Raw genomic sequence first — 13,885 nt, forward strand, 5'->3', positions numbered from 1 at the left:
TCTTACTTGCCTGGTGGCAGCGCAAGGAGATTGAAATAAAAGACTGATCCTTTCCCCTCTTCACTTTCAGCCCAGATTCTGCCACCATTAGCCTCAACAAACTCTTTGCAGAGCATCAGTCCAATACCAGTTCCCTTTTCGTTTTCTGTACCTTTTTTACTTTCCAGATTCTGACTAAATAGCGTCTGGAGGTCTTTTGCAGAAATGCCCTGCCCAGTGTCCTGAACCGAAAAAGTGATCATACCTGAATCTCTGGAAACCATACATCGAATATCTATGCTCCCCTGGCTGTAGGTGAATTTTATTGCATTTGATACGAGGTTCCTGATTACGAAATCGAAATGAACAGGATCTGCATAGATTGAAGTAACCGGACTACAATGGTTTTTTATCGCTATCTTCTTACGATCAGCCTGAGCTTTGAGGGTCGCTACATTATGATCTATCAATACCTGTGTTTCTATTTGAGCCTGTCTTACTCGAATACCTTGCAGCTGTGCTGCGCCCCATTGCAACAGATTATCTAAAGTTTCCAGGGACACCTTGGCATGTCTTTTTAGTTCTTGAAACAACATCCGCCATTCTTCAATCGTATTGTCGTCAACATCCAATGAGTCCATCATCTGAACGACATTTGTGATAGGGCTTCTAAGATCATGGGCAAGAATTGAAAACATTTTATCCTTAACTAACCCAGATTCCTTCAACTTATTATTGAGTCTGTTCGTTTTACGAATCGCAAAAAACATGATCAACACGATCGATAAAATAGCAGCTGATAGAAGTGCGAAGATATTTCTAATCAGACTTTGCTTTTCATTTAAGCTCTGTAAAGACTTTACTTCCAACTGCGACTTATCTAATTCAAAATCCTTTTGTAGTGAGGCGAGGTCATTTTTCTTATCTAAAGTAAACAGACTGTCCCGGTATAGATTGTAAGTTTCAAATTCTTGTAAAGCCCTTTTGTAATTCCCTTGTTTTTTATAAATTTCACTTAATGTTAGATGAATATCTGACAGCAATTGTTTGTCGCCAAGTTTTTGAGATAAGATAAGGGCTTCACCAAGCCTGGAGGGCAATTGTTTCGGATTTTCCTTAAACTGCAGGGACGCAAGGTTTAGTAATGTATGTGCCTCTTCCATCGGCTGATGAAATTGACGTACGAGTTCTAAGGCCATGGTGTGGTAATGAAAAGCCTCTATATTATCCCCTAACTCTTCGGCAGCCTTACCCGCATTGGTCATCAACTGGGCCCTGCTACCCTGATTTGATGTATCACTGGCAGCATGTACACCTCTGATAAAATAGTTGTAAGCTGTTTTGATATCACCTTGCATGGCGTACATTTGTCCAAGTCCATTAACTAATGTAAGGTATGGATTAGATCTTCTGTCGGTAATTATGAGTTCAGCCTTATTGTAATAATACTTCGCTAGCGGAAAATTTCTACTCATGGCATTCACAAGGCCTAGCTTCATATAACCTTGCCGCATTCCTTCTACGCTATGCAGCCGCTCATTCAATTTTAAAGCCATATAAAAATACTTTGCAGCAGCTTTATAATTTCCCTTCTTTCCCTGAATGATACCTAAACCATTATATGCACCGGCTAAACCTCTTTGATAGTTGGACTTTCTGAAAACAGATATCTGTTGTTCGGCATAATCTTGAGCTAATCTGAGCTCTCCACGACGCTCATGATAAGACGAAATCATAGAAAGACTTACTCCTTCTCCATACGAATAGTTTAAGGACGCTGAAAGTTTACGGCTACGATGCAGTATCAAGATTGCCGAGTCGGCATTTTTAAATATCAAAGATTTAGCAGTCGCCAACAAGCTTTTCACCTGATTGGTATCATTAACAACAGGCATGGCAGCATCAGTCCCATTAGCACTCCCACTAAAGGCCATAAAACATTGTAAAACCAGAAAAAAAAGCATCGAGCGCTTGTACCTCATAGACATTATCCATCTCTAAGATACAATAAAAATCAAAAAAGCAATATTAGTTGATTACAGATTGAAACTTGTTTAACCAGTTTTGAAAAGGTTGTTTTGAAGCCAGCCAGTTGAAACTAAAAATACCTGAAATCGCACAACTGATTCCCGCCAGAACATCCAGCAGATAGTGGTGACTTGTATAAAGCGCCGTGAACCAGATTCCGAGCATTACTAATCCGAAGAACAAGTTTACTAAACCAAGTCTGTTCTTTATGCCATAATAAAGCACGATAACCGGATAAGAGGAATGCAATGAAGGCATAGCGGCAAATACGTTTGAGCTTTTGCTGTATATAGACTTGAATACGGGGGCATCTATCAACTGATCAAAGCGGGAAAGCCCACCGGTATTGCCGGGGGTATTGGCGACGAAATGAAAACCATGCAGTTGAACATACCATGGCGGTGCCGCGGGATAAAGATAATAGATTACGAACCCAATCAAGTTTACCAGTACGAAAGTAAAGGAGAAATATAGAAACTGCAGTTTATTTTTGAAGAATAGATATCCGGCAAAAGCTAAAGGCACAGGAATCCAAAGTAAGTAAAAGATGCCGGTAATTAAATCTGCAGCCTTACTTGTGTGCAGTTTCAAAAACTCGTTGGGGGTCAGCATACCTGATGGGGTGTGTATGCCAAAAAAATGTTTCTCCAGATTATACAGCTGTTCAATGCTCACCGAATGATATCTGTAATTGGGAAGCGCCTTCATGTAGTCAAAAATGATCCAATACACTATAAAGATCGAGAAGCCGAGGATAAACTTTCTACTGAAACGCGAAGCGTAGAACGCGACGTTAAAAATAAGGAGCAGGACTATCTGATCCGACTTAAACCCAACAAGAATAGCCGATACCAGGAGGTAAAGTATGGATAACAAGGTGGTGACCAAGAAATTCTTTAAGGCATAAAAAGATGTATAGCCATTGGCATTTTCGTGCATACTATTTCTTTAAGAAGTTTGAACCCAGGATTTTGTCCCAGATATCAGAACTTACACCATATCCACGTGTAGAGTCAGAATAATGATGCAGCATATGATGTTGCTTAAGTTTCTTCCAGAAGCCGTTCTTAAAATTAGCATGGTGCAAGGCATAATGTGTCATATCATAAGCCAGGTAGCCGCTGATAAAGCCCAGAAAAAAGGCATATACTGTTCCAATTGGCAGTAAGTATTGAAACAAAAAGAAAAAACCTAGCGCTAAAGGGATGCTTGCTGATGGCGGCATTACCAGGCGTTTCGCATCATTAGGATAATCGTGGTGCACACCGTGAAAAATAAAGTGAATTTTCTTTCCCCAATCAGATGTTGGGTAAAAGTGAAATACATAGCGATGCATTACATATTCCGTAAGGGTCCAGACAAAAATTCCAAATAACGCATATCCTGCAAAAGGCAGAATTGCCATATTCAAATCAAACAGTGATTTCCAGATCAAAAAGACAATCACTGGTATAAATACGATTAAAGGGACAAAAAAGTGAACCTTTGATAAACTTTCTAAAAATCCATTTTTGAACATTCTGATCGAGTCAGAAGAATTAGAAACGAAATTCTTTTTCATGATCTTTTAAACTTTTATACGTTCTACAATTTGCGTCGAACCTGTAGCGTTAGTTCCTTTAAGTTCAACATATTTAACATTAGGCAACCAGAAAGAACCGCCTTCAATGCGGACAAAAACCCTATCCAGTTGTATTTTCTTATTATTTACAGTGATGTATACATGGTATTTCTTATCTGTATCCGACTTGATCAGATACAAAGGAAGCTTTTTATGAGACACGAAACGTAATTCAAACTGTCCGTTGCCAAGATCTTTTGTCTGCAGGCCGTAGGCAAACTTACGTTGGATATAGCTCAGGTCTTTCTTCTCGCCGCCATCATGATAGCGCATCCAGTAAACCAACACGGGTTCATCAGCGTCGACATTCCCTTTTGAGTCGAGGTTAAGTTCGTAGATGATTGTATTGCTGTTTGGGTCACGTTGCAAATAAAACAGTTCGTTCGCTATTCCTTTGGGCGTCGGAAATTTTACAGGAGATGGATCACTAGTATCTGTTTGCGCGAAGGCAGTACTGCTGCCAGAGAAGCTTAGTACCAGTGTAATTAATATAGCCGAAATACTTACTGCTTTACCATATGTGGCTTTCTTGCTTTCAGCGTCTTTGATATTGAGCGCTTTTTTTGCATCTCTTAATCTGTTTATAGCTGTGATATTTGTCATTACTGCCATTATTGTTAAGGGGATAGTAAAGATTGACATTGTCTCGAATACATGAAAAGAGATTCCAGGGACGAAAATTTTGTAATCGCCACCCATAAAATGTCCGGCAACACCACAAGCAATTGCAGTGATTCCGATGGTAATAACACGTTCAGGCCTTTGCATTAACCCACCTTTAGACTGCACGCCGAGGCCTTCGGCTCTTGCCCGGGTATAGCTTACCATCATAGATCCCATTAAAGCTATAAATGCAAAAAGTGAGCTTAAAAAGTAATGATGTGCAACGAGGTAGTAACAGATACCGAGAAACAAAATTAGTTCACTATATCGGTCCAGTACAGAATCGTACATTGCACCAAAGGTGGAGCTCATATTTCCTATTCTTGCTACCTGTCCGTCAAGCATATCAAACAGTCCTGCAAAAAGCACCAGCGCACCACCCCAGCCTACGAATGAAAGGTCGCCCCTATTTGTTTTTTCAGCCCCAAAGATGAAAATTACAGCAACACCGATATTCAGAAACAATCCGATAGTTGTTACCGCATTTGGGGTGAGACCTATCTTAATCAGCCCCTTTACAAAGGGATTGATAACCACATAGATGCCTTGTTGCATGCGGTCTCTGGTAGATGTAGTTGATGCCATATATGTTGTACTAGTATTCGTATTAAAAGTCAAGTTTAACCATTGCCCTGATACCATATTCAGAAACAACGGGATTTTCTAAATAGCTGAAACGTTTGACCATATCAACCCTTAAAAATTTAAAAATATTCCCAATGCCGACGCTACCTTCCATATAAGGTTCCTTATTTAAGGAGTACGTAGTCGGAACGCCTGCGGCATTAGTCGGGAACTGCAGCAGTGAGCGATCCATATTTGGATTGTTCTCATTGCGGAGACCTCCATATAATATTTTGAAGGATGCAACTTCCCGTAGTTTCAATTTTTTTAACAAAGGTACTTTATTAAAAAAGAATCCGTTAAAATTATGATCAATATTAAAACTTGCATAGTGATCACTCACAAACTCCAGAAAGTTCATTAAGTTGAAAGAGCTGTATTGGTAAGCATAAGTCTGATTGGCCCTGTGGATGGTTAACAGTGGGAAAGGCGCCTTACCGAAAATGTAACCACCTTCCAGGGTGATGTCGGAATACCCTAATTGAGACATATACAGACGCTTATCAATGCTTCCTGCAATATTTTGGTAAGAATAGTCGCCGCCAAACACATCTTTAAGACCAGCAGTATATCTTAAATTGAAAGTTGGATATTTATCAATGATCGGCGTACGGTAAATTTTACCCTGGAAAAACTTTTCATGCGGAGCGTAACGAAGTGCTACGCTTAGTTCTGAAGTATTAAGCTGATCTACCGTATTGGGCATATTTCCAACCAAATTGGTGAAATTTAATGAGCCTCCAGGCTTCTGAGACCATTTACGGAAGGATATGTTATACGAGAAATGATTCTCAAACTCTTTCATGTATTCGAACTTGTAAAAATCGTTGTACAAGAGCATATTGTTCTCACCTCTTTTGAACGACAAGAGGAAATTATTCTCCTGTACGAACTGCAATTCCTGCCCAGGAATTTTGGTGTCGCGCTGGAAGCTTGCCCTTAAATAATTCTGAGGGAAAGAATAGATTGATTTATTATTTAAAGAATATGTGCTACTTAAAAAGTACTTCCATTTCTCATCTTTCAATCCATATGCAGCATACGTTTCAAAATAATACCGTTTGCTTAACGCGGGGGTAGTTCTTCCGCCTAAACGAAGTCTTAATCCTTCTACATTATTAAAGCTATAAAACGTATTCACTGGTCCAACTTCGAATGGCCCAAAATCCTTGTAACCCGCTATTACTAGCGTAACCACATCCATAGTCCTTTTAAAGGAAGTCATTTTCTGGAGGGTATCAATATTCTTATATACTTTAAGACTGGCCGCGGACGGGGTATCTAACCTATTATCTACCCAAAACTGCTCGTCGTGCTTTTCGGCATCGGCTTTAACTATTACTGCATCCCCTGCATACACCTGATCTGACTGTGGAATGTTAACCTGATAATCTTTCAGTACGATGGTACGTTCACCAGTAAATCCGCCACCCTTGTTCTTGTTAACACCAAAGTCAACAATCAGGTTGGTTTTACTTAGATGATATCTGTTATCCGGATTTTTTTCGAAATTTAACCGAGCTTCCAGCGCACGAACAAAGTTCAGGTTGATATTTTTATTCACCGTAAGGAATGCATTTTGTACAGCGTAGTTCCCATCCATGGTGATGTAAATCTTCCCTTCAAACAACATATCAGTGTTATTTCTGGGAATAAAAGACAATTCGATCAGCTGTGGACTATGTGTCTTGATCGTATCTGTAATAAAGAATTTATAGAAAGTGGGAGATGCATCTGCAATCGGACTCAAAAATTGATTGCTCAGTAGAGAGATATTATTATCATAGATATCAATATCAGCATACATCCTATCGAAATATTGGTTGATTCCTTTATTGTCGATAATCGGATTTTCAAAGTTCACATGCTTATCGGCTAAAACGACCGTCTTTTTCTTTTCAGGGCTTTTTCTGAAGTAGTTCTGAGACAACTTTTCAGCCATGTATACCGGAAGGATGTTCTTTCCACCTATTTTAGTAGAATCTTGTTCATCAAAAAGAAACTGATACTTTCTAAAAATACGTTTCTCTTTGAACTTATCCGACAGATTACTCATAGAGAAAGTCATACGTTCGTACTGTTGATATTGAACTTCGCTATAGCTTTCCATGCGATTGCTATTCTTATGTTCAATTACCCGACGGATGAGCTCTACTGCTGGATTTTCCTTGTTACGGTATCTTGGCCTTTTTCCTGCAGTGACAGTAACTTCTGTCAGCGCTGTAGATTCAGGATCGAGCTTAACATTGATCGTCTGTGTCTGATTGGGTTTTACCGTTACCGTGGTTGAAGTATAACCCACGTAGCTAAACTGAAGCTGCGTATGGTTTTCGGTGGTGCTGATGGTAAACTTTCCATCAGCATCTGTCCGGGTTACGATACTTGTTCCTTTAAACATGACAGTAACATATGGCAAAGGATCTTTATCCTTCGCATCTGTTACGAGACCACTGATGACAGTACTTTGGGCTGACGCCTGAAATGCCAATAAAGGTATCAGGAGTACGAATGACCATATAATTTTTTTGAATTGATTTTTCATTACGATATGAATACAAATTTTTTCTGCATAAAATAATTATAGGGTACACCTACAACACAGGATACAAAGATTTTGGGTAAGACATAATTGGTGAGGCCGAGGAGGTGCGTAACGAGATAAACGCCCGTTGTTGTCAACACAAGATTCCCGGTCCATACCAAAAGATATTTGAGTGCCTGACGGCTTGCATTTCCCTGGCGGGCTTCGAAAGCCCAGTTTCTGCCAATCAGGAAATTTACAATTCCACCAACAATTGTACCTGTTGCGCTACCCAGAATTACCTGAAAATGAAACACGTACTTACAGACTAATGTGGTAAGAAAGTCAAGAAGTGAGGCCGTTAAAGAGGAGACCTGAGCCTTTACAAAAGTTGCCATATTAGCTCAGATTTAATTTTAGAAAAAGATGCAGACAAATATTGGCATATACACCGGCAAGCACATCATCAAACATTACACCCCAGCCACCTGGAAGGTCTTCGAGTTTACGAATGAAGAGTGGCTTTAGTATATCAAAAAAACGAAAGAATACTAATCCAACAAAGATATTCAAGGGTGTTACCGGAATCCATAGCAGAGCGATACACATACCTGCTACTTCGTCAATTACGACTCTATTGTGGTCTTTGCCCCAAATCGATTCAACGACATTACCAGACCAAATTCCCAGTGCAGTGATACCAAGCGTTACCAGTGCGGCAGGCAAAAAGTTAGTTGTTTCCGCTCTCATCAACGCATACCATACCAGGCAGGTAGCAACTGCTGCTGCAGTGCCCGCTCCTTTTCCGATATAGCCGATGCCGAAGCTCGTTGAGGTGATTTTATGGAACAACATTGTTCTTTTGCGTATGTTTAGGATAACCAATTATTTTTCTTGTACCAGTTTAAAGTCTCGGTCAGACCTAATGCCAGGTTATATTTGGGACTGAAACCCAGGTTAGTGCGAATCGCAGAGATATCACAAGCCCAGTTTACTGCCGTCAACTCCTGCATTTTCTCTTTATTCAATGTAGGTGCTTTAACACTCCAACGGTACAATAGTTCCATTGTTGAGGCCAAAAGATTTACTACTGCAACAGGCAGATGAAATTTAAAGGTCTTCTTTTTCAATGTCTTTTTCGATAAATCCGCAAGCGCATACCGATCATAAACGCATCCATCAGATACGTTATAAGATTGCTGTCTAACATCAGCATGGAGCGCTTTGACCACGATTGCGGCCAGATCCTTTACATATACAAAACTCAGTTGTTGTTGGAACTGACCGATGTAAGGCTCCAATCCTTTATTGATGCTGTTGAACAAAATAAAGATATCCTTTTCCCGTGGACCATATACAGCTGTTGGCCGTATAACAATCAAAGGAAGCTCGGGAATCTCTGAGAGATATTGCTCGGCGAGTAATTTACTTTTCCCATAGCTCGTTACAGGATGTGCAACACTATCATCGTGCAACATCCCCTTTAAGTCTGATAAAGGTCCGAGTGCAGCAAGGCTGCTTACAAAAACGAATTTTTCTACCCCTGCATTCACACTAGCTACAGCCAGGTTCCTTGTAAACACAGCATTTACCTGATTATACTCTGCTTCAGTTCTTGCTTTGGTAATCCCCGCAGCATGAATAATATAATCAATTTTGCAGCTTTCAATTGTTTCATGGAGTTGCTCTACTACATTAAAATCTAGCTGAACATACTGAATATCAAATACCTGGAGGTGGCTAATCTGACTTGCACCTCTAACGGCAGCGTAGACATCCAAACCGGAAGCCAGTGCTGCTTCAATTAAATGAAAGCCAACAAACCCACTTGCACCAGTAATTAATACTCTTTTTTTCATATCGATTTTTCTGAAATCTATTTCGACCTATCTAAGCAGTATTCGTTTAACCGAAGTTTGACACCGATGAAGTCGAAATGTTTCATAAACTCACTTTAGCAGTTAAAATTTCCACCTCTTTGAATGCGGCGTCAAGTTTTGCTACAGCTTCTTCGATCTGTTCGAAGGTATGTGTAGCCATTAACGAGAACCTGATCAATGAGGCATCTGAAGGTACAGCGGGAGATACTACCGGATTAACAAATATGCCGTTGTTGTGTAAGATATTTGTGATCAGGAAGGTCTTGTCATTATCCCTGATATATACAGGAATAATAGGGCTGTCTGTATGACCGATATCGAAACCGGCTTCTAAAAGTAGCTTTTTTGCATAGTTTGTATTATCCCATAATTTATCGATACGTTCAGGCTCAGACTCGATGATATCGAGTGCAGCGATTACACTGGCCACTGCCGAAGGAGGCATGCTTGCACTGAACATCAATGCTCTTGCACGGTGCTTAATGAATTCAATTGTTTCTTCAGAACCTGCGATGAAACCACCCAATGAGGCGAGTGATTTACTGAACGTTCCCATGATCAGGTCTACTTTATCGGTAAGGTTAAAATGTGATGCAGTACCAGAGCCATTAAAACCGATCACGCCAAGACTATGAGCATCATCCATCATGATATTGGCGCCAAACTCATCAGCAATTTTGACAATTTCCGGTAGATTTACCAGGTCGCCCTCCATGCTGAAGATACCATCGGCAACGATTAGTTTCGCCGAATCTTCCGGTAATCTGCTTAATTTTTTACGCAGATCATCCATATCATTGTGTGCATATTTGATAGACCTTGAAAATGACAATCTGCTACCATCAATAATGGAGGCATGATCGTATTCATCAAGAACAAGATAATCGTTTCTATCGAGCAGGCAAGAGATAACACCGAGGTTTACCTGAAAGCCGGTACTAAACAATACAGCTGCTTCTTTACCTACATACGCCGCAAGCCTGCGCTCAAGCTCAAGGTGAATATCAAGGGTTCCGTTCAAAAAACGCGAACCAGCGCATCCAGTGCCATATTTTTCTATAGCTTGTTTTGCCGCTTCTTTAATCTTGGGATGGTTGGTAAGTCCAAGGTAAGAGTTAGAACCAAACATAAGGACCTTCTTACCATCGATGATAACTTCGGTATCCTGAGCTGATTCTATAGACCTAAAGTAAGGATATAATCCCCTTTCTTTAATCGCTGTTGCATCTTTAAACGAGGCAACTCTATCGTGCAATTTTTTACGCATGCTTGAACTGTATAATGTTTACTGCAGTTGGATTCATAAATTTTATTATCAGTTAATCCTAGCTAAGAGCTAACTTGCTGGATTAAAAGTTGTTCTAAATATATTAAAAATATGTTAAATTAAGATGAAACAAAAGTAATTCATTCCCGGACTTTTCGCGTGTTTTAGTCTATAATCTTTTTGTCAAATAAACTATTAACAACACAATAAATCGAGAATTCTTTAATTTTTGCCAATCCCTTCCATCAACATATCGATCATTTCATCAAAATATTCAGCATCATCGGGTGCTTCGAACTCTACGCTCAGCGGGTAGTGCATTCCTCTAAAGGCTGTTATCATCACGTATGACATTTTATTCATTTTAGCCTGTGACAACTCTCTGAACTCGCCGCATTGCGCTCCACCAAGAAGAATCTCACGAACCATATCGATTTGAATCTGCTCATATCTGGATTTCATACACATCAGCATTTTCATGCTTTCCATAGAATCTTCCAAAACCACCTCACGAAAACTTTGATTTCCGATAATTGATGTGACCTGAGCTTTGATGAAAGATTTCAGTTTCTCTTTAGCTGAAACCGATGCATTAACAGACTCCCGGATATTTTTAACCACACTCTTCATCTCCTGCTCTACCACGGCCTCGAAAATCTCCTTCTTACTTGGAAAATAATAATACAACGTACTTTTTCCTTTCCCTGCAGCCATGGCAATATCTTCCATCGTCGTTTTCTTCAACCCATGTTTCCCGAACAGCTTCTTAGCGCCGACCAGTATATCAGTGATTACGAGTTCATCTTTTTCCATTGGAAGTTAAAATACCAGACCAAAATTCAATTACGGTCCAAAAGTACAGAAAGCAATTGAGATCTGTCGCCAAAAAATTAAACAGACTGAAAGATTACATGAAATAAACACTCAATTTATAACTAAGCGTTCAAATTCAAACAACTCAGAATTGTTTCTATGTTTAACTCCAAAGAAACAATTCGTATCTTAGCCATTCCTAATTAACATATGAAAAACATCAAGAAGCAAATTTTCGCCGCAGCCCTGGTTATCATGATTTCTGCAATAAGTTCTTGTAAGAAAGAGGCCAACCTTGGAGGCGACATCGCATTTGTTGCAGTATATAACGCCATCCCCAGCGCTACTGCGTTGAATTTTTTGATCGACAATAGAGTTGTAAATGGCAGCACACCATTAATTTTCGGTGCAAATACTGCTTATACCGGAGTATATCAGGGCACATACACCGCTCAGACTGTAGTGGCAAATTCGTCGACCGCCCTTGCTCCTACTCAAGTCAGTTTCGAAGGGAAAATTTCGAGGTCGCTTTTTTTAACGGGGACTGCTACTGCTGTAAACTATTTTTGGATTACGGATGACCTCAGTGTGGTTGATACAGAAAGAGCCAAGGTCAGATTTTTGAATATGTCGCCAGATGCAGGCGCGTTGATTCTTGAATTGCAATTATTAGGCACAAAAACAACATTCGCAGACCGATCAAACCAACAGTATACAGATTATATATCCTTTACACCAGGAACAGAATACACGATCAATCTACTTGATAAAGCTACCAATACGAGTGTTGCTACCACCATTCGTGCAACCTTTACGAAAGGGAAAATCTACACAATTTGGGCAAAAGGGCTAACTGGATCGACTGTAGACGCTGAGAAGCTTTCGATCCAACTGAGTGTCCAAAACTAGGCTCCTTACCTACTTCCTTGTTTAAGGATAAAGGCAGCAAGCATAATAGCCACTGCGATACCTGAAATACCTGGAAAAAGAATAAACAGATAAAGCAAGCCACTTACACCAATCACTACCAGGACAAATAACAATCCCTTCAATGGGGTTTCCATTTTAAAGGCTGCTATTATTGTAAAGAGATAAAATACTACTGCAAGGATCTTCAAAAACATTTACAAATATGCTGAATCAATGTTAACTTAATGTTAACTATTATCAAAAGATTCTCTACCTGGCTTCACGATTATGCGCAAAGACTGATCTTTTGTAAAATATGCTACCGTCCAGTTATATAAGGTCTTAAACCTGTTTCTATTGGTGATAAGTGATAGTAGATGAATAAACAACCATGCTACCCAGGCAAGAAAACCGTCGAAATGAAGTTTTGGCGATGGAAGATCTGCAACAGCCTTATTTCTACCGATAATAGCCATAGAGCCTTTATCGTTATAAGTAAAAGCATTAAGTGTCTTTCCGGTCAACATATTTTTCAAATTTTTGCCAAGCAACTTACCCTGTTGAATAGCCACTTGAGCTACCTGAGGATGTCCCTGAGGAAATGCTGCATCGGTAGTTTGCAAACAAGTATCCCCTATTGCATATATATTTTCTGTTCCAACAACCTTATTATGAGCATCGACTAGCATTCGTTTACCACGACCATAACTATCAGCCGGAATACCTTCAAAAACAATTGCTGTCACACCTGCAGCCCAGATCAGTGTTTTAGCCTCAATAGTTTCTCCGTTTGCAAATGAAACCACATCATTGGTATAATCTTTCACCATATGATCAAGTTTAATCTTTACACCCATTTTAGTCAGGGTGTTGTAGGTGTATTGCTGACTTTTCTCGCTCATCGGCGTGAGTACTGCTTTGAGGCCATCAACCAGATAAATCTCACCATTAGAACCGATGAGTTCCGGATAATCTTTCGGGATTACCAGTTTTTTCATTTCTGCAAACATCCCCGAAATCTCAACCCCTGTGGGACCTCCTCCGGCAACAACTATCGTTAGCAGCTTTTTTCTGACTGCGGGATCTGTTTCCCTTGATGCCTTTTCCAGACGTTCAAGTAGCGTATTCCGCATAAACAATGCGTCTTCTACTGTTTTCATCGGAACAGAATTTTGTTTTACATTCTCCATTCCAAAATAATTAGTCTCAGTTCCGGTTGCAAACACAAGAATATCATAGTCAAGTATTCCGGTAGTGAGTTCTACCTGGTTTTTATCGGCAAGCACGCGAACGACCTCACCCATTCTGAAAGTTGCATTTTCCTGTTCGCTAAAGAGCTTTCTGAAAGGGTAACTAATATTAGACGTTTCAAGATAGCCTGTAGCTACCTGATAAATAAGTGGAGGAAAGAAATTATAATTATTTTTATCTACCAGAATTATCTGAAATTCATCGGCGTTGTTAAGTTGGTGTGCCAGGTTCATACCGGCAAAACCACCTCCAATAATTACGATCTTTTTTGCTGAAGTCTGAATCATTTAGTTTAAAATTACTAATCTAATAACCTGTAATACGCGTCA

The 13,885-nt window shown here is 39.8% G+C and carries 13 protein-coding genes; 1 reads left to right on the forward strand and 12 read right to left on the reverse strand.

Annotated elements, in window-relative coordinates; genetic code table 11:
- Positions 1-2 precede the first annotated feature (2 nt).
- The 10 genes from CLV32_RS06605 to CLV32_RS06650 all read right to left on the reverse strand — a co-directional run bounded on the left by CLV32_RS06605 (position 3) and on the right by CLV32_RS06650 (position 11,396).
- Positions 3-1,913, reverse strand: coding sequence for a tetratricopeptide repeat-containing sensor histidine kinase (locus tag CLV32_RS06605; RefSeq protein WP_166641902.1), 1,911 nt, complete (start codon positions 1,911-1,913; stop codon positions 3-5).
- Positions 1,914-2,007: 94 nt separating this feature from the next.
- Positions 2,008-2,946, reverse strand: a complete 939-nt coding sequence (locus CLV32_RS06610) for a phosphatase PAP2 family protein (RefSeq protein ID WP_133553736.1) — start codon at positions 2,944-2,946, stop codon at positions 2,008-2,010.
- A 1-nt stretch (position 2,947) separates the two neighbouring features.
- On the reverse strand, positions 2,948-3,568 hold the full coding sequence (locus CLV32_RS06615) for a sterol desaturase family protein (RefSeq protein ID WP_133553738.1): 621 nt from the start codon (positions 3,566-3,568) through the stop codon (positions 2,948-2,950).
- Positions 3,569-3,574: 6 nt separating this feature from the next.
- Entirely contained in the window at positions 3,575-4,876 is a 1,302-nt protein-coding gene (locus CLV32_RS06620; RefSeq protein WP_133553740.1) for a DUF4833 domain-containing protein, read from the reverse strand.
- Between the two features lie 22 nt (positions 4,877-4,898).
- Entirely contained in the window at positions 4,899-7,457 is a 2,559-nt protein-coding gene (locus tag CLV32_RS06625; RefSeq protein WP_133553742.1) for a DUF5686 and carboxypeptidase-like regulatory domain-containing protein, read from the reverse strand.
- Positions 7,457-7,834: a GtrA family protein gene (locus tag CLV32_RS06630; RefSeq protein WP_133553744.1), complete on the reverse strand. Its 378-nt coding sequence runs from the start codon at positions 7,832-7,834 to the stop codon at positions 7,457-7,459. Before CLV32_RS06630 ends, CLV32_RS06625 begins: the two co-directional genes overlap by 1 nt.
- Position 7,835: 1 nt before the next feature.
- Complete coding sequence (locus CLV32_RS06635; RefSeq protein WP_133553746.1) at positions 7,836-8,291, reverse strand: phosphatidylglycerophosphatase A family protein; 456 nt, start codon at positions 8,289-8,291, stop codon at positions 7,836-7,838.
- Between the two features lie 17 nt (positions 8,292-8,308).
- Complete coding sequence (locus CLV32_RS06640; RefSeq protein ID WP_133553748.1) at positions 8,309-9,295, reverse strand: NAD-dependent epimerase/dehydratase family protein; 987 nt, start codon at positions 9,293-9,295, stop codon at positions 8,309-8,311.
- 82 nt (positions 9,296-9,377) lie between these two features.
- Positions 9,378-10,583, reverse strand: a complete 1,206-nt coding sequence (spt, locus tag CLV32_RS06645) for a serine palmitoyltransferase (RefSeq protein ID WP_133553750.1) — start codon at positions 10,581-10,583, stop codon at positions 9,378-9,380.
- A 222-nt stretch (positions 10,584-10,805) separates the two neighbouring features.
- On the reverse strand, positions 10,806-11,396 hold the full coding sequence (locus tag CLV32_RS06650) for a TetR/AcrR family transcriptional regulator (RefSeq protein WP_133553752.1): 591 nt from the start codon (positions 11,394-11,396) through the stop codon (positions 10,806-10,808).
- Positions 11,397-11,606: 210 nt separating this feature from the next.
- On the opposite strand from CLV32_RS06650, the gene CLV32_RS06655 reads away from it, so the two are divergent.
- Positions 11,607-12,305, forward strand: coding sequence for a DUF4397 domain-containing protein (locus CLV32_RS06655; RefSeq protein ID WP_133553754.1), 699 nt, complete (start codon positions 11,607-11,609; stop codon positions 12,303-12,305).
- Positions 12,306-12,310: 5 nt separating this feature from the next.
- On the opposite strand, the gene CLV32_RS06660 is transcribed toward CLV32_RS06655, so the two are convergent.
- Positions 12,311-12,520 (reverse strand): hypothetical protein, encoded by a 210-nt coding sequence (locus tag CLV32_RS06660; protein ID WP_133553755.1) that lies wholly within the window; start codon positions 12,518-12,520, stop codon positions 12,311-12,313.
- A 33-nt stretch (positions 12,521-12,553) separates the two neighbouring features.
- Positions 12,554-13,843 carry an NAD(P)/FAD-dependent oxidoreductase gene (locus tag CLV32_RS06665; protein ID WP_133553758.1) on the reverse strand — a complete coding sequence of 430 codons (1,290 nt, stop codon included), beginning with the start codon at positions 13,841-13,843 and terminating at the stop codon, positions 12,554-12,556.
- Positions 13,844-13,885 lie beyond the last annotated feature (42 nt).

The organism is Pedobacter duraquae (assembly GCF_004362245.1).
Taxonomy (GTDB): domain Bacteria; phylum Bacteroidota; class Bacteroidia; order Sphingobacteriales; family Sphingobacteriaceae; genus Pedobacter; species Pedobacter duraquae.